The 21,541-nt window shown below is 72.9% G+C and carries 26 protein-coding genes and 1 tRNA gene; 12 read left to right on the top strand and 15 right to left on the bottom strand.

All coding sequences use genetic code 11. The features are described 5' to 3' along the window. The first annotated feature begins 60 nt into the window (after positions 1-60). Together ACWGQ1_RS07740 and ACWGQ1_RS07745 are read left to right on the top strand one after the other, a co-directional pair. Complete coding sequence (locus ACWGQ1_RS07740) at positions 61-555, top strand: MarR family winged helix-turn-helix transcriptional regulator (RefSeq protein WP_136036657.1); 495 nt, start codon at positions 61-63, stop codon at positions 553-555. A gap of 39 nt (positions 556-594) precedes the next feature. Next, entirely contained in the window at positions 595-1,683 is a 1,089-nt protein-coding gene (locus ACWGQ1_RS07745; protein ID WP_136036658.1) for an alkene reductase, read from the top strand. Between the two features lie 18 nt (positions 1,684-1,701). On the opposite strand, the gene ACWGQ1_RS07750 is transcribed toward ACWGQ1_RS07745, so the two are convergent. Continuing rightward, on the bottom strand, positions 1,702-2,391 hold the full coding sequence (locus ACWGQ1_RS07750; RefSeq protein ID WP_136034800.1) for a DedA family protein: 690 nt from the start codon (positions 2,389-2,391) through the stop codon (positions 1,702-1,704). A gap of 170 nt (positions 2,392-2,561) precedes the next feature. On the opposite strand from ACWGQ1_RS07750, the gene ACWGQ1_RS07755 reads away from it, so the two are divergent. The 5 genes from ACWGQ1_RS07755 to ACWGQ1_RS07775 all read left to right on the top strand — a co-directional run bounded on the left by ACWGQ1_RS07755 (position 2,562) and on the right by ACWGQ1_RS07775 (position 6,581). Continuing rightward, entirely contained in the window at positions 2,562-2,711 is a 150-nt protein-coding gene (locus ACWGQ1_RS07755; protein ID WP_168387185.1) for a hypothetical protein, read from the top strand. Between the two features lie 42 nt (positions 2,712-2,753). Then, positions 2,754-4,109 carry an aminotransferase class I/II-fold pyridoxal phosphate-dependent enzyme gene (locus ACWGQ1_RS07760; RefSeq protein ID WP_136036659.1) on the top strand — a complete coding sequence of 452 codons (1,356 nt, stop codon included), beginning with the start codon at positions 2,754-2,756 and terminating at the stop codon, positions 4,107-4,109. After that, on the top strand, positions 4,106-5,338 hold the full coding sequence (locus ACWGQ1_RS07765) for an aminotransferase class I/II-fold pyridoxal phosphate-dependent enzyme (protein ID WP_136044791.1): 1,233 nt from the start codon (positions 4,106-4,108) through the stop codon (positions 5,336-5,338). Before ACWGQ1_RS07760 ends, ACWGQ1_RS07765 begins: the two co-directional genes overlap by 4 nt. A gap of 14 nt (positions 5,339-5,352) precedes the next feature. Beyond that, a tRNA-Cys gene (locus ACWGQ1_RS07770) sits at positions 5,353-5,426 on the top strand. Between the two features lie 42 nt (positions 5,427-5,468). After that, a complete protein-coding gene (locus ACWGQ1_RS07775; RefSeq protein WP_206252763.1) occupies positions 5,469-6,581 on the top strand; it encodes a DegT/DnrJ/EryC1/StrS family aminotransferase in 1,113 nt (370 codons plus the stop codon). A gap of 2 nt (positions 6,582-6,583) precedes the next feature. On the opposite strand, the gene ACWGQ1_RS07780 is transcribed toward ACWGQ1_RS07775, so the two are convergent. Beyond that, positions 6,584-7,435: an AraC family transcriptional regulator gene (locus ACWGQ1_RS07780; RefSeq protein ID WP_136034807.1), complete on the bottom strand. Its 852-nt coding sequence runs from the start codon at positions 7,433-7,435 to the stop codon at positions 6,584-6,586. A gap of 119 nt (positions 7,436-7,554) precedes the next feature. On the opposite strand from ACWGQ1_RS07780, the gene ACWGQ1_RS07785 reads away from it, so the two are divergent. Further along, complete coding sequence (locus tag ACWGQ1_RS07785) at positions 7,555-8,100, top strand: carboxymuconolactone decarboxylase family protein (RefSeq protein ID WP_136034809.1); 546 nt, start codon at positions 7,555-7,557, stop codon at positions 8,098-8,100. 43 nt (positions 8,101-8,143) lie between these two features. On the opposite strand, the gene ACWGQ1_RS07790 is transcribed toward ACWGQ1_RS07785, so the two are convergent. Both ACWGQ1_RS07790 and gabT read right to left on the bottom strand, forming a co-directional pair. Beyond that, a complete protein-coding gene (locus ACWGQ1_RS07790; protein WP_452312716.1) occupies positions 8,144-8,863 on the bottom strand; it encodes a glutamine amidotransferase in 720 nt (239 codons plus the stop codon). Between the two features lie 28 nt (positions 8,864-8,891). Then, positions 8,892-10,235 carry a 4-aminobutyrate--2-oxoglutarate transaminase gene (gene gabT, locus ACWGQ1_RS07795; protein WP_452312717.1) on the bottom strand — a complete coding sequence of 448 codons (1,344 nt, stop codon included), beginning with the start codon at positions 10,233-10,235 and terminating at the stop codon, positions 8,892-8,894. A gap of 76 nt (positions 10,236-10,311) precedes the next feature. On the opposite strand from gabT, the gene ACWGQ1_RS07800 reads away from it, so the two are divergent. Beyond that, positions 10,312-11,091: a YggS family pyridoxal phosphate-dependent enzyme gene (locus ACWGQ1_RS07800; protein WP_136044787.1), complete on the top strand. Its 780-nt coding sequence runs from the start codon at positions 10,312-10,314 to the stop codon at positions 11,089-11,091. On the opposite strand, the gene ACWGQ1_RS07805 is transcribed toward ACWGQ1_RS07800, so the two are convergent. The 5 genes from ACWGQ1_RS07805 to ACWGQ1_RS07825 all read right to left on the bottom strand — a co-directional run bounded on the left by ACWGQ1_RS07805 (position 11,073) and on the right by ACWGQ1_RS07825 (position 15,280). Next, positions 11,073-11,306: a CDGSH iron-sulfur domain-containing protein gene (locus ACWGQ1_RS07805; RefSeq protein WP_136034818.1), complete on the bottom strand. Its 234-nt coding sequence runs from the start codon at positions 11,304-11,306 to the stop codon at positions 11,073-11,075. The two genes, ACWGQ1_RS07800 and ACWGQ1_RS07805, sit on opposite strands and share 19 nt — an antisense overlap. Then, positions 11,303-12,346: an iron-containing redox enzyme family protein gene (locus tag ACWGQ1_RS07810; RefSeq protein WP_452312718.1), complete on the bottom strand. Its 1,044-nt coding sequence runs from the start codon at positions 12,344-12,346 to the stop codon at positions 11,303-11,305. Before ACWGQ1_RS07810 ends, ACWGQ1_RS07805 begins: the two co-directional genes overlap by 4 nt. 130 nt (positions 12,347-12,476) lie before the next feature. Beyond that, positions 12,477-13,892 (bottom strand): MFS transporter, encoded by a 1,416-nt coding sequence (locus ACWGQ1_RS07815; RefSeq protein WP_452312719.1) that lies wholly within the window; start codon positions 13,890-13,892, stop codon positions 12,477-12,479. Positions 13,893-13,930: 38 nt separating this feature from the next. Next, on the bottom strand, positions 13,931-15,007 hold the full coding sequence (locus tag ACWGQ1_RS07820) for a carboxylate-amine ligase (RefSeq protein ID WP_136036668.1): 1,077 nt from the start codon (positions 15,005-15,007) through the stop codon (positions 13,931-13,933). A gap of 6 nt (positions 15,008-15,013) precedes the next feature. Further along, complete coding sequence (locus ACWGQ1_RS07825) at positions 15,014-15,280, bottom strand: DUF7218 family protein (protein ID WP_136034827.1); 267 nt, start codon at positions 15,278-15,280, stop codon at positions 15,014-15,016. 121 nt (positions 15,281-15,401) lie between these two features. Between ACWGQ1_RS07825 and ACWGQ1_RS07830 the strand changes: the two genes are divergently transcribed. Beyond that, positions 15,402-15,566 (top strand): hypothetical protein, encoded by a 165-nt coding sequence (locus ACWGQ1_RS07830; protein WP_017829325.1) that lies wholly within the window; start codon positions 15,402-15,404, stop codon positions 15,564-15,566. 70 nt (positions 15,567-15,636) lie between these two features. Here the strand turns inward: ACWGQ1_RS07830 and ACWGQ1_RS07835 are convergent, their stop codons facing one another. Then, on the bottom strand, positions 15,637-15,843 hold the full coding sequence (locus ACWGQ1_RS07835; protein ID WP_136034830.1) for a CsbD family protein: 207 nt from the start codon (positions 15,841-15,843) through the stop codon (positions 15,637-15,639). Between the two features lie 192 nt (positions 15,844-16,035). Here ACWGQ1_RS07835 and ACWGQ1_RS07840 point away from each other — a divergent pair, with 192 nt between their 5' ends. Then, positions 16,036-16,437 (top strand): hypothetical protein, encoded by a 402-nt coding sequence (locus ACWGQ1_RS07840; RefSeq protein WP_136036669.1) that lies wholly within the window; start codon positions 16,036-16,038, stop codon positions 16,435-16,437. A gap of 19 nt (positions 16,438-16,456) precedes the next feature. Here ACWGQ1_RS07840 and ACWGQ1_RS07845 read toward each other — a convergent pair whose 3' ends face one another. Next, complete coding sequence (locus ACWGQ1_RS07845) at positions 16,457-16,804, bottom strand: hypothetical protein (RefSeq protein WP_136034834.1); 348 nt, start codon at positions 16,802-16,804, stop codon at positions 16,457-16,459. A 293-nt stretch (positions 16,805-17,097) separates the two neighbouring features. Between ACWGQ1_RS07845 and ACWGQ1_RS07850 the strand changes: the two genes are divergently transcribed. After that, a complete protein-coding gene (locus tag ACWGQ1_RS07850; RefSeq protein ID WP_452312720.1) occupies positions 17,098-17,589 on the top strand; it encodes an FBP domain-containing protein in 492 nt (163 codons plus the stop codon). A gap of 27 nt (positions 17,590-17,616) precedes the next feature. On the opposite strand, the gene ACWGQ1_RS07855 is transcribed toward ACWGQ1_RS07850, so the two are convergent. The 4 genes from ACWGQ1_RS07855 to ACWGQ1_RS07870 are packed head-to-tail and all read right to left on the bottom strand — an operon-like array spanning position 17,617 to position 21,540. Continuing rightward, positions 17,617-18,489 carry a PaaX family transcriptional regulator C-terminal domain-containing protein gene (locus ACWGQ1_RS07855; RefSeq protein ID WP_452312721.1) on the bottom strand — a complete coding sequence of 291 codons (873 nt, stop codon included), beginning with the start codon at positions 18,487-18,489 and terminating at the stop codon, positions 17,617-17,619. Beyond that, the gene (locus tag ACWGQ1_RS07860; RefSeq protein WP_136035429.1) at positions 18,479-19,720 is read right to left on the bottom strand and encodes a kynureninase; all 1,242 of its coding nucleotides are present in this window, start codon (positions 19,718-19,720) and stop codon (positions 18,479-18,481) included. Before ACWGQ1_RS07860 ends, ACWGQ1_RS07855 begins: the two co-directional genes overlap by 11 nt. Position 19,721: 1 nt before the next feature. Then, a complete protein-coding gene (locus tag ACWGQ1_RS07865) occupies positions 19,722-20,687 on the bottom strand; it encodes a hydrolase (protein ID WP_452312722.1) in 966 nt (321 codons plus the stop codon). A gap of 1 nt (position 20,688) precedes the next feature. Continuing rightward, positions 20,689-21,540, bottom strand: coding sequence for a tryptophan 2,3-dioxygenase (locus ACWGQ1_RS07870; protein WP_136034845.1), 852 nt, complete (start codon positions 21,538-21,540; stop codon positions 20,689-20,691). Position 21,541 lies beyond the last annotated feature (1 nt).

Here is a 21,541-nt window from a genome sequence, read left to right on the forward strand (position 1 = left end):
GACGCCCGCCCGAAGCCCCGCCACCCCGGAGGTGGCGGGGCTTCGCCGTACACTGGCGGCATGAGTGCCCCGTCCGACCCCGCCCCCGGCGAGGGCGCCGTCGACACCTCCGCGTCGTCGGAGATCGACGTCGATCACGCCGCCGTGGTGCGCGTCGAGCACGAGCTCGGGCGACTGATCGCCCGCATCCGCGTCGCCTGGCGCGAGGCCGCGGTGACGGTGCACCCCGAGCTGCAGCCGCTCGGCTATCAGGTGCTCACCTCGATCCTGTCGGGCAAGGCGGCGACGGCCGGTGCCCTCATCGAGCGGCTCCAGACCGACAAGTCCGCCGTCAGCCGGCAGGTGCGGCAGCTCGAACAGCTCGGACTCGTGGAGAGCATTCCCGACCCGGAGGACCGCCGTGCGCGTCGGCTCGTGGCGACGCCCCTCGCGCAGGAGCGGGTGGCACTCGCGCGTTCCCGCTACGAGGGGCGGATCGGCGAACGATTGCGGAAGTGGTCGACCGCCGACCTCGACCACTTCGCGACCCTGCTGGCCGACCTCGGCGGCGGCTGAACGGGAATACCGCGGGCGCTGCGGGGATTGGTCCCCACTGTGACTCTTTACGACCCCGCCGTCCTCGGCGCCCTGCCGCTGTCCAACCGCGTCGTCATGGCGCCCCTCACGCGCACCCGTGCCGCCGGCGACGGCGTGCCGACGCCGGTCATGGAGGAGTACTACCGCCAGCGGGCCGGGCAGGGCCTCATCGTCTCCGAGGGCACCTGGCCCGCCCGTGAGGGCATGTCCTACCCGGGTCAGCCGGGCATCGTCACCCCCGCCCAGATCGAGGGGTGGCGTCGCATCACCGACGCCGTCCACGCGGCCGGCGGCACGATCGTGATGCAGCTCATGCACGGCGGACGCGTCGGGCACCCCGCCATCTCGGGTGAGCCGCGCGTCGTGGGGCCGAGCGCCCTCGCCGCCCCCGGCCAGACCCGGACGCCGGAGGGGAAGCGCGACCTTCCCGTCGCGCACGCGCTCACGCTCGACGAGATCCCCGTGGTCGTGGAGCAGTTCGCGCAGGCCGCGCGCAACGCGATCGCCGCGGGCTTCGACGGGGTCGAGGTGCACGGCGCGAACGGCTACCTGGTGCACGAGTTCCTGTCGCCGGTGTCGAACGTGCGCGACGACCGCTACGGCGGGTCGCCCGAGAACCGCGCGCGCTTCGCGATCGAGGTCACGGCGGCCGTCGCGGCCGCAGTCGGCGCGGACCGCACGGGTATCCGTCTGTCGCCGCAGCACGGCATCCAGGGTGTTCTGGAAGACGACGCGGATGACGTGCGGGCCACCTACACCGCGGTCGCCGAGGGGCTCGCGCCGCTCGGCCTCGCGTTCCTCGACGTGCTCCACGCCGAGCCGTCGGGCGACCTCGTGCAGCACCTCCGCCGGGTGGCGGGCGCGCCGCTGATCGTCAACACGGGCTTCGGCGTGCCCACCACGCGGGAGTCCGCGGAGGAGCTGGTGGCGGAGGGGTGGGCCGACGCGGTCGCGGCGGGCCGCCCGGTGATCGCGAACCCCGACCTGGTGGAGCGCTGGCGCACCCGCGCGGAGCTGAACGAGCCGCGTCCTGAGCTCTTCTACGGCTCCACGGCCGAGGGGTACGTGGACTACCCGTCGCTCGAGGGCGTGCGCTCCGGGAACTGATGGCGGGAGGGGTCGGCGTCAGGCCGGCCCCTCCTCCTGCTCGCGCCGCGCGGCCGCCTCGCGCATCCGCCGCCGGATGCGCAGCGCGATGAAGACCACGAGCAGCAGAACGATGGCGCCGACCGCGATGTCGGAGAGCAGGCCGCTCCACTGCTCCAGGATCGGGCGGATCGCGGGGCCGAACGCGAAGCCCAGGCCGATCCAGATGCCGTTCCACACCGCCGACCCGACCATGGTGTAGAGCGTGAAGCGCCACAGGGCCATGCGCTCGATGCCGGCCGGGATGGAGATGAAGGAGCGCACCAGCGGCACGCACCGGCCGAGCAGCACCGCGCGGCCACCCCACCGCTGGAAGAACGCCTCCGCCTTGTCGAAGTCGTCGTGGTCGAGCAGGGGGATGCGACCGACGAGACGTCGTGTGCGGTCCCGGCCGATCGCGGCACCGATCGCGTACCAGATCCAGGCCCCGACGAGACCGCCGATCGTGGCGGCCGCCCAGGCGCCCCACGCGCTCATGCGTCCGTCGTACGCGAGGAAGCCGGCGGCGGGGAGGATCGCCTCCGAGGGGATCGGCGGCACGAAGGTCTCGATGAGCACGGCCAGCCCGACGCCGATCTCGCCGAGCGACTCGATCAGGCTGAGGACCCAGCCGATGAAGCCCTCGTATCCGGACTGGGGGGCGGCGAGGGCGAGGGTGCCGTGGGTCATCGTGTCCTCTGTCGGGGGATCGCGGTGATCGTGCGGGGGTCCCCTGCACGGTATCGCCCCTCCCTGGACTCCACCTGCGCGGGTGCCGCACGCTCGCGCCTCCTGTCAAGGTGCTGGTGCGCGCAGGTCCGGTCGGCCGATGCTGGGACATCCGACCCCGAGGAGGAGACATGTCCGATCAGCGACGCGACGAGACGACTGGGTTCCACGGTGAACCGCCGACGGCGAACAACGGCGAGGGCGACGCCCCGGAGGTCGACGTCACCGACCTCGGTGAGGAGGAGCGGGAGGACGGCGTGGAGGTGGACGACCGCCCTTAGCCCGACTTTGACATAGGTCAATATCTGGCCTACGGTCGAGGCATGGCCTCGGAAGACTCGCGCGATCCCCTCCACGACCGGATCGCCGGGTCGACCGCCGCTGAGATCTCCGACAGCATCCGCGACCTCGTCGAGCGCGGCGCCCTCGCCGCCGGCGACCAGCTGCCGCCCGTGCGCACCCTCGCCGAGCGCCTCGGCGTCAACCGCAACACGGTGCTGGCGGCCTACCGGGCCCTCGTCGTCGCGCGCATCGCGGCCACCGGCGGGCGCACCGGCACCACCGTGCTCGGCCCGGGGACCGGTCCCGACGAGGGTTTCACGCCGGGCACCGTGCTGCGCGACATCGGCAGCGGCAACCCGCAGGCGGCGCTGCTGCCCGACCTCGCCGCGGCGTTCGCGACCGTGCGCCCGGAACACGTGCTGTACGGCGAGTCCGTCATCGACCCCGAGCTCGCCGAATGGGCGACCACGTGGATCGCCGAAGACCACCCGCGCCCGTTCCGGCTCTCGGTCACGGCGGGGGCGGTCGACGCGGTCGAGCGGCTCCTCGCCCAGACGCTCGTGCAGGGTGACCGCGTCGGGCTGGAGGACCCGTGCTTCCTCTCCAGCATCCAGACCGCGCGGCTCGCGGGGTACGCCCCCGTCGCCATCCCGGTCGATGCCGAGGGGATGACGGTCGACGGCGTGCGCGCGGCCCTCGACAGCGGGGTGCGCGCGATCGTCTGCACGCCCCGCGCCCACAACCCGACGGGCGCGAGCATCACCCCCGCGCGCGCGGCCGAACTGCGCGCCGTGCTCGCCCCCTACCCGCACGTGCTGCTGATCGAGGACGACCACTTCTCGCTGCTCGCCCCCGCGCCCTACGCCAGCATCATCGCGCCCACCCATGAGCGCTGGGCCCTGGTCCGTTCGGTGTCGAAGTTCCTCGGACCCGACCTGCGTCTCGCTGTCACGGCGTCCGACCCGGTCACGGCCGGACGCCTGGCCCTGCGACTGAGCCCCGGCACGATGTGGGTCAGTCACGTGATGCAGCGTCTCGCCGCCGGCATGCTGCGCGATGCCGATGTGCGGGAGCAGATCGCCAGGGCCGGCGCGCACTACGCCGCCCGCCACGCCGACTTCGTCGCACTGCTGCGCGAGCGCGGGATCGCGGCCGACGACGGGGCCGGGCTCAACGTGTGGCTCGACGCGCACGACGATGCCGCGCGCGCGGCCGAACGTCTCGCCGCGCGCGGCTGGCTCGTACGCTCGGGAGCAGACTTCGCGCTCGAGCACGGGGGGCCGGGCGCCCGCCACCTCCGCCTCACGGTGCACGACCTCGACGACGACGACCTGCAGCGCCTGGCCGACGATGTCGCGGCGGTCGTCACGGTCGCGGGGCGGGAGTCCGCGGGATGACCGGGGTGCTGCGCGTCGGGCGCTCGTCGCGGCTCGACGGCGTGCAGTACGACCTGCGCGGCACGGTGGCCGCGCGGGCCGCGGAGCTCGAGGCCCGCGGGGAGGAGATCCTGCGGCTCAACATCGGCAACCCCGCGCCCTTCGGGTTCGAGGTGCCGACGGTGATCGTGGAGGCGCTGCGGGCCGCCCTGCCGCACGCGCACGGATACTCCGAGTCGCTCGGCCTGGTCGAGACCAGGGAGGCGATCGCGGCGCACTACGCCCGGCGCACGGGCTTCCCGCGGGTGGACCTCGACGACGTCACGGTGGGCAACGGCGTCTCCGAGCTGGTCGGCCTCGTGCTGCAGGCGCTGCTCGAACCCGGTGACGAGGTGCTCGTGCCGAGTCCGGACTACCCGCTGTGGACGGCGTCCACGGTGCTCGCCGGGGGCACCGCGGTGCACTACCCCTGCGTCGAGGAGGAGGGCTGGCTGCCCGACCTCGACGCGATGGCCGCGCTGATCGGCCCGCGCACGGTGGCCATCGTGGTCATCACCCCGAACAACCCCACGGGGGCGGTGTACGACCGGCGCACGCTGGAGGGCATCGCCGAGCTGGCGCGACGGCACGGGCTCCTGCTGCTGTCCGACGAGATCTACGACCGGGTCGTCTATCCCGGGCACGCGCACCTGTCGATGGCGGCGGTCGCGTCGGATCAGCCGTGCGTGACGTTCGCGGGACTGTCCAAGACCCATCGCGTCGCCGGGTACCGCGCCGCGTGGGCGGTGACCTGCGGCTTCGCGCCCGACGACCCGTTCCTGTCCGGACTGCGGCTGCTGGCCTCGCTGCGCATGTGCGCCTCCGTGCCGGCGCAGCACGCGATCACCGCGGCGCTGGAGCACGACACCTCGCTCGACGCCCTGGTCGCCGCCGACGGCAGGCTCACGGTGCAGCGCGACGCCGCCACCGCCGCGTTGCGGGCAATCCCCGGTGTCGAGGTGACGGAGGCGGGCGGCGGGCTCTACCTCTTCCCGCGGCTGGACCCCGCGCGCTACCCGGTGCTCGACGACGAGCGTCTGGTGCTCGACCTGCTCGACGCGGAGGGGATCCTCCTGGCGCACGGCCGCGGGTTCCACTGGCCGCGGCCCGACCACCTGCGGATCGCGTTCCTGCCGGAGGCGCCGGTGCTGGTGGATGCACTGCGGCGCTTCGGCGGGTTCCTCCAGGGCTACTCTCCGCCGGGGAGCTGACGCCGTAGAGACCCGGTGGAGTGACCGAGTGGCCAGGTCGCGGTCCGCAAGACCGTGCACGCAGGTTCGATTCCTGCCTCCACCTCCAGACCGGCTCGCCCGAGCCGACCAGACGACGAAGGACACCGCCATGCACGACCAGCTCATCCCCGCCGCGAAACCCCTGATCGGCGATGAGGAGGTGGCTGCGGTCGAGCGGGTGCTGCGCAGCGGCATGCTCGCGCAGGGCGCCGAGGTCGCGGCGTTCGAGGAGGAGTTCGCCGCCCAGTTCCTCCGCGGGCGCACGACCGTGGCCGTGAACTCCGGGACGAGCGGGCAGCTGCTGGGACTGATCGCGGCGGGCGTCGGGCCGGGGGATGAGGTGATCGTGCCGTCGTTCACGTTCGCCGCCGTCGCGAACTCGGTCGTGCTCGCCGGCGCCACCCCGGTGTTCGCCGACATCGAGCCCGTGCACTTCACCCTCGACCCGGAGCACGTGCGCGCACTCGTCACTCCGCGCACGAAGGGCGTCATGCCGGTGCATCTGTACGGCCACCCGTTCCTGGTCGACGGGATCGAAGAGGTCGCCGCGGCGCACGGCCTCGCGATCTTCGAAGACGCCGCGCAGGCGCACGGCGCGTCGTGGCGGGGTCGCCCTGCCGGCACGATCGGGTCGTTCGCGATGTTCAGCCTGTACCCCACGAAGAACATGACGGCGATCGAGGGCGGCATGGTCGCCTGTGCGGACGAGGGCATCGCCCGCCGTGTGCGGCTTTTGCGCAATCAGGGCATGGAGACGCAGTACGCCAACGAGATCGTCGGCTACAACAACCGCATGAGCGAGGTGCACGCGGCGGTGGGCCGGGTGCAGCTGCGCAAGGTCGCGGCGTGGACGGCGCAGCGGCAGCGCAACGCGGCCGTGCTCGATGCCGCGCTCGACGGCATCGACGGGCTCACCGTGCCGCGGGTCGCGGAGGGGGCGGAGCACGTGTACCACCAGTACACCGTGCGCATCGCGGACGGGGAGCGCGACCGCGTGCGGGAGGCGCTGCGCGAGGAGCACGGCGTGGGCACGGGCGTGTACTACCCGATCCCGAACCACCGACTGCCGTCTCTCACGCGCTACGCGCAGGGCGTGGAGCTGCCGGAGACCGAGCGGGCCGCGGCCGAGGTGCTGTCGATCCCCGTGCATCCCTCGCTCACGGACGGCGAGCTCGACCGCGTCGTCTCCGGGCTCACCGCCACGATGTCGGCGGGCGGCTGAGGCTACGCGGCGAGACCCAGCCACGCACGCGGCGAGTGGCCGAGACGCTGCGTGAACACCCGGGAGAACGCGGAGGCGCTCGCGTAGCCGAGCTCCGCGGCGACCGCGCTGACCGTCATGCCCGCGCGGAGCTGTTCCTGCGCGATCGTGAGCCGCCACTCGGTGAGGTAGTCGCCCGGCGCCCGGCCGACGACCTCTTTGAAGCGGGCCGCGAAGGCGCTGCGCGACAGGGCGGCGCGGCGGGCGAGGGCCTCCAGCGTCCAGGCCTCTCCGGGGGCCTCGTGCATCGCGACCAGGGCGGGGGCGAGCCGCTCGTCGGCGAGGCCCGGCAGCAGCCCGGGCGGCAGGGCGAGGCCGTCGGGGTGGTCGAGCATCCACCGCAGCAGTTGGATCAGCACGACCTCGAAGAGGCGGTCGGCGAGCAGCGGGCGACCGCAGCGGACGTTGTCGACCTCGGCGAACAGCAGGTCGAGCGCGGGGGAGAGGGTGGCGACCTCGTCGAGGGGCAGCACGATCACGGGCGGCAGCGTGCGGACGAGGGGGTGGGTGGCACCGCCGTCGACGTCGATCGTGGCGCACGCGAAGTCGGATTCCGCGGTCGGGGCGTTGAGGAACGTGTGGTCGAGCGGGCGGGGGAAGAACAGCAGGCTCGGGCGGGTGATGCGCTCGCGCGCACGGCCGCCGTCGACGCGCGGATACGTCAGCTCCAGTTCGCCGCGGCGCAGCACGTGCAGGAACCCCTGTCCTCGGCTCGCCGCGAACTCCGTGGTTCCGCACAGGGGCCCGGTGTGGAAGAGCCGCGTGCGCACGCGGAACCGATCGAGCAGGGGTGTGAGGCGGTCGAGGGGTGGCACCTCTTCATTCTCTGGACGATCTGCGGTGAATGCAAGACCGGGTGATGCGTATCGTCCGGGGGATTCGAGAAGACTGAGGGCGGGTCGACACCCGGCCCGATCGAACAAAGGAGCATCCCGTGCCCAATGTCCCTCTCATCGACCGTGACGCCGCCACCGGACCCGTCAAGGACCAGCTCGACCAGATCGGTGCCGCGTTCGGCGCCGTCCCCGCCATGTTCCGGGCCGTGGCGAACTCCCCGGCCGCGCTGACCAGCATGTGGAGCGCGTTCGGCGCCTACGGGGGCGGTTCGCTCGGAGCCGCGCTCAGCGAGCAGATCGCGGTGGCCGTCGCCAACCGCAACTCGTGCGGCTACTGCCTCGCGGCGCACACCGCGCTGGGCAAGAAGGCCGGGCTCTCCGCCGACGCGCTCGCCGCGGCGCAGGAGGGCACCTCGGAGGACCCGCGCACCGCGGCCCTGCTGACCTTCGCGCTCGCGGTGGTCGAGCAGCGCGGGCAGGTGAGCTCCGCCGAGGTCGACGCCGTGCGCGCCCAGGGCTGGAGCGACGAGGAGATCGTCGAGACGATCGGCCAGGTGGCGCTCAACCTGTTCACGAACTACGTGAACCTCGCGCTCGACGTGCCGATCGACTTCCCGACGGTGCCGCTGCGTCGCGCCGCGTGACGACGCGGGAAGGGGCCGGATCCGCGGGGGATCCGGCCCCTTCTCAGTGCGCGGGCTCGACCTCGTCGAGCCAGGTTCCGATCGCCGTACGCGCGCGGTGCTCGAGTCGGGGGCCGTGCGCGGCCGCCTGTCTCCGGATCGAGCGGGGGTCGATGCCGCGGTGGTGCAGCTCGTGCGCATGGCCGATCAGCCAGCGCTCGATCGTGCGGTGGTCGGCTTCGACGTGGAACTGCAGCCCGAGTGCACGACCCCGCGAGAACGCCTGGTGCGGGAAGCCGGGCGTGCGGGCGAGGTGGCGCGCGCCCGGGGGGATCTCGAAGGCGTCACCGTGCCAGTGCAGCACGGGCTCGCCGTCCAGCGCCGACAGCGGTGAGGTGCGCCCGTCCGGGGTGAGGTCCACCGGCGCGTACCCGATCTCGACGCCGCCCGTCGGGGCGACCCGAGCCCCCAGCGCCTCGGCGAGCACCTGGGCGCCGAGGCAGATCCCGAGCGTGGGACGGTCCGCCGCGAGTCGTGCCGACAGGGCGTCCTTCGTGGGGGCGAGGAGCGGGTAGCGGTCGTCGTCGTACACGCCGATGGGGCCGCCGAGCACCACCACCAGATCAGCCGAGGCGACCTCGGCCCGGTCGAGTTCGTCGACGCCGGCGTCGTGATACAGGACGCGGTAGCCGCGCTCCTCCAGCAGCGGCGCGAGGATGCCGAGGTCTTCGAACGCGACATGGCGCAGAGCGAGGGCGGTGCGCGTGAGGGTCGATGCGCTCATGGGTCTCCTGGTCGGGTGGGAGTCGCGGTCAGCCGAGTGCGGCGAGGGCGTCGTCGATCACGCTCACCGCCGTGTCGAGCTGCGCGTCGGTCGTGGTGAGCGTGGGGAGGAAACGGATGACGTTGCCGTCGCTGCCCGCGGTGAGGAGCAGGATGCCTCGCTGCGCGGCGAACTCCGCGATGGCCGTCGCGGCACCCGCGAGGGGCCGCGTGGTGCCGGGCTCGCTCAGCTCGAACGCCTGCATCGCCCCGATCCCGCGGACGTCGCCGATGATCCGGTGGCGCGACGCCAGCTCGGTCAGCCGTGCCCGCAGGTGCGCGCCGATGCGGGCCGCGTCGTCGAAGAACTCGCCCTCCGCGAGCTCGTCGAACACCGCGACGGCCGCGGCGATCGACACGGGGTTGCCGCCGAACGTGCCGCCGAGCCCGCCGGGGTCCGGTGCGTCCATGATCTCGGCACGGCCGGTCACTCCCGCGAGCGGCAGTCCGGCCGCGATGCCCTTCGCGGTGAGCACGAGGTCGGGCACGAGGCCGAAGTGCTCGCTCGCGAACCAGGTGCCCGTGCGGCCCAGGCCGGTCTGGATCTCGTCGGCGATGAAGACCACGCCGTGGCGCGTGCACCACTCCTGCAGCGCGGGCAGGTAGCCGTCGGCGGGCACGACGAAGCCGCCCTCGCCCTGGATGGGTTCGGCGATGACGGCGGCGAGGTCGCCCGCGCCGATCCGCTGCTCGAGGTAGCCGATCGTGCGGGCCGCCGCCTCGGCGCCGCTCAGGCCGTCGCGGTACGGGTAGGAGTTGGGGACGCGGTGCACGTCGGGCGCGAACGGGCCGAAGCCCGCCCCGTACGGCACGGCCCGGTGGTTCATCGCGAGTGCCAGGTTCGTGCGGCCGTGGAACGCGTGATCGAGGGCGGCGACGGCGCGGCGGCCGGTGTGCCTGCGGGCGATCTTCACGGCGTTCTCGACGGCCTCGGCGCCGGAGTTCGCGAGCATCGTGCGCTTCTCGTGGTCGCCGGGGGTATGCGCGGCGAGCAGCTCCGCGAGGTGCACGTAGCCCTCGTAGGGGGTGACCGTGAAGGGGGTGTGGGTGACGCGGTCGAGCTGATCCGCCGCCGCGGTGACCACCGCGCGGTTGGTGTGCCCGATCGTGGTCACGCCGATGCCGCTGCCCAGGTCGAGGAAGCGGTTGCCGTCGACGTCGGTGACCCAGGGGCCGTCGGCGTGCTCGATGTAGACCGGCAGCACGCTGCCGACGCCGCGGGGCACGACGCGCAGGCGCCTCTCGTGCAGCGCGCGACTGCGGGGGCCGGGCACCTCGGTGCGCAGGCGCGGGGTGATCAGGGCGGTGTCGGAGAACAGGCCGGGCACGGTCATGGGCGGACTCCTTCGGAGGGAGGGCGACGGCCGGCGGGCGCGCGGCGTGACTCGAAGCTATGTTAGATTTTGGCCTATGTCAAAGTCAGTCGACGAGGAGAACACCTCCGCCCGCTACCCCACGGCCACCACCGTCGCCGACTTCCGAGCCAACGTCGCCGCCGTCCGCGCGCGCATCGACGCCGCCGCCGACCGCGCCGGGCGCGATGCCGCGAGCGTGCGGCTGCTGCCGGTCAGCAAGACCGTGCCGACCGAGCGGGTGCGCATCGCGATCGACTCCGGGCTGCGGCTCCTCGGCGAGAACAAGGTGCAGGAGGCCGTGCGCAAGCACCGTGAGACGGAAGACCTCGACGTCTCGTGGGCGATCATCGGACACCTGCAGACCAACAAGGCGCGCGATGTCGCCGCGTTCGCGCACGAGTTCCAGGCACTCGACCGGCTCCGGGTCGCCGAGGCGCTGGACCGAAGGCTGCAGGCGGCCGGTCGCGGTCTCGACGTGTTCGTGCAGGTGAACACCTCCGCGGAGGACTCGAAGTTCGGCATGCCGCCCGCGGAGCTGTCCGGGTTCCTGAAGGCACTGCCGGTGTACTCGTCGCTGCGGGTGCGCGGGCTCATGACGCTCGCGATCCTCACCCCGGACGAGACCAGGGTGCGCGCGTGCTTCCGCGTGCTGCGCGAGCTCCGCGACCGCGCCAGGGCGGACGATCCCGACCTGATCGGCGACGGGGAGCTGTCGATGGGGATGTCGGGCGACTACGAGATCGCGGTCGAGGAGGGGGCGACGTGCGTGCGGGTCGGGCAGGCGATCTTCGGCGCGCGCGCCCTGCCCGACAGCTACTACTGGCCGGAGGGCTGACGCGGCCCCTCGTCGTCGGTCCGGAAGCCGGCCGCCTTGTGAGTGCCGTCGCAGAACGGCTTCACGGCGGACAGGCCGCAGCGGCACAGCGCGACCGTGCGGCGGCCGGGGTCGATCAGCGCGCCGTCCGCGGACCGCAGCTCGATGTCGCCGCGGACGAGCAGGGGCCCGTCCGGGTAGGGGGTGACGGTGACCGGCTCGTCGCGACCGCTCATGACGACTCCCGCCCGCGCAGCGCCGAGGCGCCGGCCGCCCACGCGTCGAGCATGTGCTGTCCCGCCCAGCCGTCCACGGTGAGGCACGAGGCGGCCCCGAACACGATGTCGCCGAGCACCTCGGGGCGATCCTCCGCCAGGCTGCCGGCGAGGTCGCGCGCCGCGATCTGCTCGTGCACCGCGTCGGCCTCCACGTGCTCGTCGAAGTAGGCGGCCACCTCGTCGGTGAAGCCGAGGCGCCGTAGCCCGTCCGCGTAGAAGCGGCACGGGATCGACGACGTCATCTCGTACGCGGCGAGGTGCCCGACGATCGCGCCGACCAGCCGGCGGTTGAGCCCGAACAGGGTCATCAGATTGTGCGAGGCGAGCGTGATCGCGGGGGCGTCGTCGACGTAGGCGCCGTACGTGTCGTCGAGGTCGGCGGCCCGCATGGCCCTGGCGTACAGCTCCGCGTGCACGCGCTGCGGCCGGCCGCCGCCGTACTCGTCCGACTGGATCTCGACGAGGGCCGCCTTCGCCCGACCGGTCAGACGCGGGATCGCCCACGAGTGCGGGTCGGCTTCGCGCAGCGTGTAGATCGAGCGGAGGATCAGCGACTCCTCCGCCTGCTCCCGCGTGGCCTTCTTGGCGATGTAGCGCGCCACGCTCGGTCCGGTGTCGGCGGCGGCGAGCGCGAACAGGGCCCGGCCCACCGCGTCGACCGTCGGCTCGGGCAGCTCCGGCACCGGCACGGTCTCGCGCAGGGCCGCCTCGAACGCGTCTTCCAGGAGGCGGCGGGCGGTGATGACGCCCGCGTCCCACTCCCGCGATGCGTCGAGCGCGGGAAGCGATCCGTACGACGACGCGTACAGCACGAACAGGGCGAGTTGGATGTCGTCGTCGCGGACGACGTCGGTGGTCTCGGCCACGGCGGTCGCCGCGAGCTCCGGCAGGTCGACGCTGTCGTCGCCGTGGACGAGGCAGGACAGCACGGCGGCCGACAGCGGGCCGCGCGGGGAGAATCCGACGGCGGTGTCGGTGTCGAGGGTGGAGACGGTCATGTGGAGGGGCTCCCATCGGATCGATCACCGGCATCATCGCGCGAGCGCGCGAACGGAGCCAGGGACTTGACGCCGAGCCGTCGGGGAGGCATGCAGCGACCGCGCTCCTGCGCGCGGACGTCTCGTGCTCTCAGCCGCGACCGGGCACGGGCGGGGCCGGAGCCGGGGCGCCCTCCGCGGAGGCCGTCGGGTCTTCGGACGGGTTGCGACGGATGCCGATCCACGACACCACGCCGCCCAGCACCAGGAGCGCGGCCGTGACCCAGGCGGCGCTGTGGAAACCGTCGAGGTCGAGGGCGCCGCCGACGATCGTCGACAGCATCGCCACCACCAGGAGCCCGGCCACGCGCGAGACCGCGTTGTTCACGGCCGAGGCGATGCCCGAGTGGTTCTCGTCGATCGCGCCGAGGATCGCGGCCGTCAGCGGAGCGACCGTGAGCGAGAGGCCCAGCCCCATCACGACCATGGCGGGAAGCACCTGCCACCAGTAGTCGAACTCGGCGGACACGGTCAGCAGCATCAGCGCACCGGCCGCCATGATCAGCGGACCGATCGTCATGAAGATGCGCGGACCCCAGCGCCCCGCCCACCCTCCCGCGCGCGAGCTCACCAGGATCATGAGGATCGTCATCGGCAGGCTCGCGAGACCCGCGGCGGTGGCACTGAGCCCGGCGCCCTGCTGCAGGTACACCCCGACCACGAAGCCGTTGAGCGAGAGCGCGGCGTACACGAACAGCGTCGCGAGGTTGCCCCAGCCGAAGTCGCGCACGCGGAACAGCCACAGCGGCATGAGCGGGGCGGCCGAGCGGCGCTGGCGCAGCAGGAACGCCGCGAACAGGGCGGCGCCCGCGACTGCGGGGACCCAGATCGCGGGCGAGCCCCATCCGAGGTTCGGTTGCTCGATCAGGGCGAACACGACCGCACCGAGTCCCACGGCGCACATCGCACCGCTCCACCAGTCCACCCCGACGCCGCGGGGCCGCTCGGGCAGCTGGAGTCGAGCCAGCAGCAGCAGCGTCACGCCGATGGGCAGCACGTTGATGAGGAACACGAACCGCCACGACAGGAAGTCGACGAACAGCCCGCCCAGCAGCGGCCCGACGAGCTGCGCCGCGGTCGTGAAGGCCGTCCAGACGCCGATGGCCCTCGCCTGCACGTCGCCGCGCATCGTGGCCGTGATCAGTGCCAGGGAACTCGGCACGAGCAGGGCGCCCGCCGCTCCCTGGGCCGCGCGGGCGACGATCAGCATGAGCGGGTCGACCGCCGCGGCGACCGCGATCGAGGCGATGCCGAACGCGATCAGGCCGATACGCATGACCACCACCCGGCCATACGCGTCGGACAGCGACCCCGCCAGCAGGATCAGCGCGCTCAGGGTGATGAGGTAGGCGTCGACCACCCACTGCTGCGTGGTGATGCCGCCGCCGAGCTCACGGCTGATGGCGGGCAGCGCGACGTTCACCACCGTGCCGTCGAGGAAGGTCACGAAGGACGCGAGCACCGCGATCGCGATGACGAGCCGCTGGAGGGGGGCGAAGGAGGCCACGAGCCGACCCTACTCCCGGCCGCGGACGCCGGGGCGGGTCAGGCCGACGCGGTCGCCGTCCCCGCGCGGAGCAGTTCCGTGAGCCCCTCGCGACCGCCGTCGCGGTAGGCGGTCCGCTGCCGCTCGGCGCCGGTTCCCTCCGCGCGCAGGCGTCCCAGGGCCTCGTCGACCGCGGCCTCGTCACCGAGCTGCTGCAGCACCGGGCGGATCTCGGCGAGCAGGCCCTCCGCGACGGCCCACGCGTCGGCGACCTCGCCGGACAGCGGGTCGACGATGCGCGCGCCCATCCCGGCCCGCGCCGCCGTCCACACCGACGCGTCCAGGGCGTCCATGCGTTCCTCGGCCAGCCACTGCTCGGTGCTCAGCGCGATCGCCCGGCACAGCAGCGCCGACAGCACGGCATCGTCGGCGGTGAGCTGCGCGTCGGCGATCCGTGCCTCGACGGTGGGGTATCGCTCGGACAGCCGCACCGCCCACGACAACGAGCTGGCCTCGCCGATCGTGCCCAGGGCGAGCAGTTGCCCGACCCGGGCGCGGTAGTCGTCGAGGTCGTGGAACCGCGGCGGGCACCACGATGAGGGCAGTCGCCGGATGAGCATGCTCCGCCAGCTCGCGAAGCCCGCGTCGAGGCCGTGGGCGAACGGGCTGTTGGCGCTCAGCGCGAGCAGCAGCGGGAGCCAGCCGCGCAGGCGGTTGAGCGCGCGCACCCGTTCCTCCTCGTCGAGCACCTCGACGTGCACGTGCAGGCCGTTCACCTCGTGCTCGCGCGTCAGGTGCGCGAGCCGCCGGGCCACGTCGTCGTAGTGCGGTGACGGGGAGAGCCGGGGCGAGCGCGCGGTGGTGAACGGGCTCCCGGTCGGGGCGGCCACCGCGTGGAGGGCGCGTGCGTGCTCGCCCAGCAGGCCGCGCAGGCCGCGCAACTGGCGTCGCGCCGCCTCCGGGGTCGACACCGGCTCGGTGAGGCACTCGAGCTGCGACGCCAGGTACTCCGTGGTCACCCGCCCGGTCAGCGGGCGGTCGCCGATGCGCTCCAGGATGTCGCCGGACAGGCCGACGGGCAGCAGCGAGTTCTCATCGAGCAGGAGGAACTCCTCCTCGATCCCGAAGCGCGCCATCCCGCCTCAGTGGTTGCGCAGAGCGGAGATGAGCTCCGCCTTGCGCTTCCCGCTGTAGCCGGTCAGTCCGATCTCCTTGGCCCGCTTGCGCAGTTCGGCGACCGTCCAGTCCTCGTAGTCGCCGTGCTTCCCGCCCCGGCGGCCGACCGTGCTGCGACCGTCCCTGGCGGCGGCGTTGGAGATGCGTGCGGCCTTCTCCTTCGAAGCCCCGTCGTCGCGGAGCTCTTCGTACAGCTCCGGGTCCTTCAGGGAGTTGTTGCGTGCTCCTGGCATTGCTCTGCTCCTTCGCGCACTCGGAGGGTGGAAGTCAACCCCCTCGAACGAGGGTGTCCGTGCGGTCTAGCGTGAGGGCACCGCAGTCGGGCGCCCGCGCCCCCAGAGAAGGGAAAGACCGATGAACATCCTCCTGATCATCGTCATCGTCATCGCCGTGATCCTCGCGATCACCGGAGGACTGGTGCAGTCGCTCCAGTTCCTGCTGTGGGTCGGTCTGGTGCTCCTGGCTATCGCCGTGATCGCCTGGCTGATCCGAGCGATCAGCGGCAGCCGCAAGGTCTGACCCGTATGCGGAGGGGGAGGCTCGCCGGTCCGGCGGGCCTCCCCCTCTTCATGGGATCAGCGGGGCGGGATCAGCGGTCGAACGCGTCCCGGACGCTGTCGCCGGCCTTGCCTGCGGCGTCCTTCACGTTCTCGCCGGCCTGCTTGGCGTCGGCCTTCACCTGATCCGCCTGGCCCTCGGCCTCGAGCTTCTCGTTGTCGGTGAGCTTGCCCACGCCCTCCTTGACCTTCCCGCCCAGCTTCTCGGCGGAGTTCTTCATGTCGTCTGCGCCACTCATGTGGGGCTCCTCTCCTCGGCGGATCGATTGCTCTCCGAGCCTCGCATCGGCCGCGACGAGGGTCCACGGGATTGACAATCGCTCCCTGCCGTGTCAGCGTTCCGCCCCCATCGACGCGAGCCCCCGCAGCGGCTAGCCTGGCGCCAGGCGGGTGGTCCTGCCCGCTGTCCTCGACGAAGGGAGCGGAGCCCTATGGACGCGACGATGATGGGCGCGATGTCGAAGAGCATGGAGTCGATGCCCGACATGGCGATGATGGACATGGCCGTGCTGCAGGCCTGCATGGACGCGTGCGCCGCGTGCGAGCAGGCGTGCACCGTGTGCTCGACGCAGCTGATGGACTGCGCGCCCGCGTGCATGAACTGCGCCGACATGTGCCACACGATGATGCGGTCGATGCTGCGGATGCAGGGCATGACCCCCGCGACGATGATGGCGATGCTCGACGCGTGCATCGCCATGTGCCAGATGTGCATGGACGAGTGCATGCAGCACGCCGATCACAGCGACGTCTGCCGCCTCTGCGCGCAGGCGTGCCAGGCGTGCATGAACGCGTGCATGGCCGTGCGCGACATGATGATGGCGAGCGCCTGACGCGGCAGGACGGTCGCCGTCAGACGGTGGCGACGTTGAAGCGCGCGTCTCCCACGGCCAGCACGCCGTAGGGGAGGTGGAGGGCGACGGGGGTGCCGACGGCCGCTTCGAGCGCGGCGCCGGAGCCGTTCCACAGGGCGTGCGCGGTGCCGTCGAGGGTGCGCACGACCAGGTCGCCGGTCACCGGATCGGCGGACTCGACCAGCGCGTCTGCCCAGTCGGCGGGCGTGGCGGCGGCCAGGCGGGCCTGGATCAGGTGCAGCGCGTGTCCCGGTGCGATCGAGGAGCAGCGGCCACCCGCGCGGCACATGCACGTCGCACGCTCGCTCACCTCGAGGGGTGACAGGCGGTGGGGCGACGTGGACACGGTGGTCTCCTTCGGTTCGGCGTTCCGGCCACAGTAGGCGGCGCGGGCGGCGGGACGCGAGGGCGGGCGACATCGGGCGAAACAATCGGGTGTAGGCTCGCCGGGTGCTGTCGTCGATGAGCGCCCTCGGGGCGCGGAGCGGAGCCGCAGGCGCGTTCAGCGCCGCGGGCAGAGGCTGAGGACCGGCCGGAGGCGGAACCCCCGTCCCCGGTGCTGCACCGTACCCGGCTCCTGTCCGGGGTCCTCCACCTGAACCGACTCGCCGCACGGCGACCGTCCGAAAGCACACACCCATGCGTCCCCTCGACGAGCGCGACATCCGCGCCTCCTTCCTCAACGCCTCCCGCAAGCAGGTCTCCGACCTCACCCTGCCCGCCGGTTTCGCCGACATCGACTTCGATCGGCTCGATTTCCTCGGCTGGACCGACCCCAAGCAGCCCCGTCGCGCCTACGTCGTGACCTGGGTCGACGATGCCCCGGTGGGCGTGCTGCTGCAGCGCGCCGAACAGCGGGTGCTCGCCCGCGCCCAGTGCTCGTGGTGCGAAGACGTGACCCTCCGCAACGACGTGCAGCTGTTCGTCGCCCGCAAGGCCGGTCCGGCCGGACGCAAGGGCGACTCGGTCGGCGTGCTGGCCTGCGCCGGGTTCGAGTGCAACCGCTCGGTGCGGATGCTGCCGCCCCTCGCGTACCAGGGCTACGACCGGGAGCTCGCGCGCGACCTGCGGATCATCCGGCTGCAGGAGCACGTCACCGGGTTCCTGGCCGAGGTGGCCGGGACCGCCTGAGGCCGTGGGCGGCGGGCCGGTGCGTCCTCAGCGCCGGTCCGCCACCGCCGGGTCCGGGGTGTCCGCCCGAGCCACCCCGGCCGCCGTGACGGCGCGCACGTGCGCCAGCGCCGGCGCGGACAGCTCGGCCGACAGCGCCGTGAAGCGCTCCACGCTGCGGGCGCCGGGCCAGTCCGCCGGCAGCATCGACGCGGGCAGCCCGGGGTCGGTGTAGGGCAGCACGCGCCACCGGTCGAGCAGGTGCACATACGCGGCGAACGGCTCGGGCGGCAGCGTGCTGAGCGACGCCTGGAAGGCGAGGTGCTCCGTCCGCAGCGCACCCAGGTCCCACCACTGCGCTGCCGCCTCCACGAGGGTGCCGGCGGGAGCGGGGGCCACGGCGTCGAACAGCGTCGCCCACTGCCGCGCGCCGAGCTCTTCCAGGATCTGCGTCGCCTCGTCGCGCAGGTGACCGGGGCAGATCCACAGGGCGGGCGACACCACGCCCGCGCCGATCCACTGCAGCCGGCGACGCAGCTGATGCCGCACGCTGCGGGCGCTCTCCGGGATCGAGAACGACACCAGGCACCACAGGTCGGTGTCGCCCATCTGCCGCATGGTGAAGATGCGCCGGTCGCCGCGCTCCAGCATGGGCAGCGCCTCCGGGTTCAGGCGGTATCCCGCGGTCTCGCCGCGCTCGGCCAGCAGCAGCCCCTTCTGCTTCAGGCGCGTCACGCCCGTGCGGGCCTGGGCGGCCGGGATCCCCAGCTCGCCCGCGAGGTGCACGAGATGCGCGGCGGAGATCCAGCCGCCGAGGCGCCGCAGATACAGCCCGATCAGCGTCCGCAGCAGCGACGCCGTGCTGCCGGGGCGGGCATCGATGTCGTCGCGCACGGCGGTCGCCGCCGCCTCAGTCGTCATCGGACTCCAGGGCGTCGCGCACGGCCAGCACGCCCGTGATCGTCTCGACGTGCGAGGTGCTGAGCGGGGAGAGTCCGAGGCGGATGCCGTCGGGGAAGCGGAAGTCGGGGATGATGCCGTCCGCCCAGAGCCGGCGGGTGACGTCGCGGAAGTCGGGGTGGCCGATCGTCACATGCCCGCCGCGTCGCGCGGAGTCGCGGGGGCTCAGCAGCCGCACGCCGAGCGGGGCGAGCACCTCGTCGTACGCGCGCACCGCGAGATCGGTCAGCGACTGCGACTTGGCCCGCACCCCCGCGATCGTCGACTGCTCGATCAGGTCGAGCATCCCCTGCATCGCGAGCATCGAGGTGACGGGCGGCGTGCCGCTGAGCAGCTGCCGGATGTCGCCGCTCGGCACGTACTCCGGCCCCATCGCGAAGATGTCCTCCGCGCTCCACCACCCGTGGATCGGCTGCCGGAGCACGCCCTGCAGCCCGTGGCGGAGGTAGGCGAACGCGGGGGAGCCCGGGCCGCCGTTCAGGTACTTGTAGGTGCAGCCGACCGCGAGGTCGACGCCCCACGCGTCCAGCTGCATCGGCACGACGCCGGCCGAGTGGCACAGGTCCCACATCATGAGCGCCCCCGCCTCGTGCGCCGCCGCCGTGATGCCCGGCATGTCCGCCAGCGCGCCCGAGCGGTAGTCCACGTGGCTGAGCGACACGAGCGCGGTGCGGTCGGACACCGCGGCCGTCACGTCGTCCACCGTCACGCCGTGCACCGGGTCGGGTTCCAGCCAGCGGATGGTCAGCCCCGTCTCGGCGGCGACGCCCTCGGCGAGGAACCGGTCGGTGGGGAAGTTGCCCGTCTCGATCACGAGCTCCGTGCGGGCGGGGTCGGCGGCGGCCGCGGCGCGCATGAGCTTGTAGATGAGCACGCTGGTCGAGTCGGCCACCACGGTCTGCCCGGCGGCCGCCCCGAGCGCGACCTCGCCGATGCGGTCGCCCAGGCGCATCGGCAGCGCCATCCACTGCTCGTCCCACGAGCGGATGAGCCGGGTGCCCCAGTCCTCGTGAACGAACGCGGCGAGCTTCTCCGGCATGTCCCGCAGGGGGCGGCCGAGGGAGTTCCCGTCGAGGTAGGCCGTGACCCCCGGCGCCTCGGCGAACGCGTCGAGGTGCGCGGCGAGCGGGTCGGCCGCGTCGAGGGCACGGGCGGCGTCGAGCAGGGCGGCGTCGGAGGAACGGTCGGTCATGTCACACCTTCAGGTCGGCGGCGGTCAGCGGGCGGGCGTCGAACGGATCGGTCGAGCCGTCCGGGAGCAGGAGCAGCAGCGCGCCGGGCTGCCGCGGGTCCACGGGGGCGAGGGCGCGCAGCAGGGCGGCGTCGTCGAGCCCGGCGCGGCGGAGGGCGTCGAGCTCGGCGGGGTGGAGGTCGACCGGGGTGGGGCCGTTGCCCATGTCGGTGCCGTAGAGCACGGTGCCCCCGGCGGCGTGGAACCGTCGCACGTTGTCGACGGCGATGCGCAGGGCGGCGGGGTCGTGGATCGCGAGGGTCGAGATCCAGGAGACCGAGGCCGCGTGGCGGGCGACCTCGGCGTCGTCGAGGCGCTCGGTGAACGGCGCGTGCGCGAGGCGGGCGGCTCCGAGGCGTACGGCCCGCTGCGCCTCGCCGGGGCCCTCGGCGTGCACGACCACCGGCAGGCCGTGCGCGTCCGCGCGCTCGACGATCGCGTGGACGAGCGCGTCGGCGAACACCGGACCGGCCGTGCTGTTGCCGGCGACCTTGAGGAGGGCGACCCCGGCGGCCGCGAGATCATCGACCGCGGCGACGGCGGCAGCCTCGTCCGCGACCTCCCGCACCGATCCCGCGGGTGCCCAGTCGCGGTAGGACGGGTAGCCGCCGGGCGGGGTGAGGAACGCTCCGGCGTACCGGACCTCGACGGCGTGATCGGGGGTGGCCGAGGTGTGCACCGCGAGCTCACGCAGCACCGCGGTGTTCCCGCCCAGGTCGTCGACCCGGGCGAGGCGCGAGGTGCGCAGCAGGGCGTGGTCGACGAGCTGCAGGTGCACGTGGTGGTCGGTGAAGCCGCCGACGACCCCGCCGGGGACGCGGGGGAGGCCGGGGGCCGGAGTCTCGGCGCGGAGCCGCACGTGTTCCGCGGTCGCCTCGACGACGCCGTCGCGCCACCGGGTGCCGTCGAAGTACGTCGCGGCGTGCATCTCAGCCGCCGATCTCCGTGCGGACGGTGTAGAGCTCGGGGAAGAACGTGAGGTCGAGGGCGCGCTGCAGGAATCCGACGCCGCTGGAGCCGCCCGTGCCGACCTTCATGCCGATCGTGCGCGACACGGTCTTGAGGTGCCGGAATCGCCAGAACTGGAAGTTGTCCTCGAGGTCGACCAGGTCTTCGCACGCCTCGTACAGGTCCCAGTGCGTGCCGGGGTCCTGGTAGATGGCGCGGATCGCGGGGACCAGCGCCGGGGTCTCGCGGTAGGGCTCGCGCACGTCGCGGTCGAGGATCTCGGCCGGAACGGGCAGTCCGCGGCGGGAGGCGTAGCGCAGGAACTCGTCGTACAGCGTGGGCTTCTCCCACTCGGCGGTGAGCAGCGCCAGGTTCGCGGGATGGTCGCGGAAGACGCCGAGCATCTTCTCGTTCTTGTTGCCCAGCGCGAACTCCACGGCGCGGTACTGCACCGACTGGAAGCCGGACGAGGTGCCGAGTGAGCCGCGGAACTGCGCGTATTCGGTCGGGGTGAGGGTGGCGAGCACGGACCACTGCTGCGTCATCACGTCTTGGATCTTCTTGACCCTGGCGATGCGCTTGAGGGCTTCACGCAGGTCGTCGGCGGCCAGCAGCGTGCGCGCGGAGGACAGCTCGTGCAGCACCTGCTTGAGCCACAGCTCGGTGGTCTGGTGCTGGATGATGAACAGCATCTCGTCGTGGTGCTCCGGCTGGCTCACGGGGTGCTGTGCGGTGAGCAGCTGATCCAGGGCGAGGTACGAGCCGTAGGTCATCCGTCCGGTGAGGTCGGTGACGATGCCGTCTTCCAGGGCGCGCTGGTTCTCCGGGTGCATG

Source organism: Microbacterium sp. NPDC055599 (genome assembly GCF_053618975.1).

Coding starts and splice junctions, on each gene's coding strand:
- ACWGQ1_RS07800 (WP_136044787.1), top strand. CDS start 10,312: ATGTCAAAGTCAGTCGACGAGGAGAACACCTCCGCCCGCTACCCCACG.
- gabT (WP_452312717.1), bottom strand. CDS start 10,235: ATGACCGTGCCCGGCCTGTTCTCCGACACCGCCCTGATCACCCCGCGC.
- ACWGQ1_RS07755 (WP_168387185.1), top strand. CDS start 2,562: ATGTCCGATCAGCGACGCGACGAGACGACTGGGTTCCACGGTGAACCG.
- ACWGQ1_RS07860 (WP_136035429.1), bottom strand. CDS start 19,720: ATGACCGACCGTTCCTCCGACGCCGCCCTGCTCGACGCCGCCCGTGCC.
- ACWGQ1_RS07740 (WP_136036657.1), top strand. CDS start 61: ATGAGTGCCCCGTCCGACCCCGCCCCCGGCGAGGGCGCCGTCGACACC.
- ACWGQ1_RS07805 (WP_136034818.1), bottom strand. CDS start 11,306: ATGAGCGGTCGCGACGAGCCGGTCACCGTCACCCCCTACCCGGACGGG.
- ACWGQ1_RS07830 (WP_017829325.1), top strand. CDS start 15,402: ATGAACATCCTCCTGATCATCGTCATCGTCATCGCCGTGATCCTCGCG.
- ACWGQ1_RS07840 (WP_136036669.1), top strand. CDS start 16,036: ATGGACGCGACGATGATGGGCGCGATGTCGAAGAGCATGGAGTCGATG.
- ACWGQ1_RS07850 (WP_452312720.1), top strand. CDS start 17,098: ATGCGTCCCCTCGACGAGCGCGACATCCGCGCCTCCTTCCTCAACGCC.
- ACWGQ1_RS07810 (WP_452312718.1), bottom strand. CDS start 12,346: ATGACCGTCTCCACCCTCGACACCGACACCGCCGTCGGATTCTCCCCG.
- ACWGQ1_RS07835 (WP_136034830.1), bottom strand. CDS start 15,843: ATGAGTGGCGCAGACGACATGAAGAACTCCGCCGAGAAGCTGGGCGGG.
- ACWGQ1_RS07820 (WP_136036668.1), bottom strand. CDS start 15,007: ATGGCGCGCTTCGGGATCGAGGAGGAGTTCCTCCTGCTCGATGAGAAC.
- ACWGQ1_RS07765 (WP_136044791.1), top strand. CDS start 4,106: ATGACCGGGGTGCTGCGCGTCGGGCGCTCGTCGCGGCTCGACGGCGTG.
- ACWGQ1_RS07825 (WP_136034827.1), bottom strand. CDS start 15,280: ATGCCAGGAGCACGCAACAACTCCCTGAAGGACCCGGAGCTGTACGAA.
- ACWGQ1_RS07865 (WP_452312722.1), bottom strand. CDS start 20,687: ATGCACGCCGCGACGTACTTCGACGGCACCCGGTGGCGCGACGGCGTC.
- ACWGQ1_RS07855 (WP_452312721.1), bottom strand. CDS start 18,489: ATGACGACTGAGGCGGCGGCGACCGCCGTGCGCGACGACATCGATGCC.
- ACWGQ1_RS07760 (WP_136036659.1), top strand. CDS start 2,754: ATGGCCTCGGAAGACTCGCGCGATCCCCTCCACGACCGGATCGCCGGG.
- ACWGQ1_RS07790 (WP_452312716.1), bottom strand. CDS start 8,863: ATGAGCGCATCGACCCTCACGCGCACCGCCCTCGCTCTGCGCCATGTC.
- ACWGQ1_RS07750 (WP_136034800.1), bottom strand. CDS start 2,391: ATGACCCACGGCACCCTCGCCCTCGCCGCCCCCCAGTCCGGATACGAG.
- ACWGQ1_RS07775 (WP_206252763.1), top strand. CDS start 5,469: ATGCACGACCAGCTCATCCCCGCCGCGAAACCCCTGATCGGCGATGAG.
- ACWGQ1_RS07870 (WP_136034845.1), bottom strand. CDS start 21,540: ATGCACCCGGAGAACCAGCGCGCCCTGGAAGACGGCATCGTCACCGAC.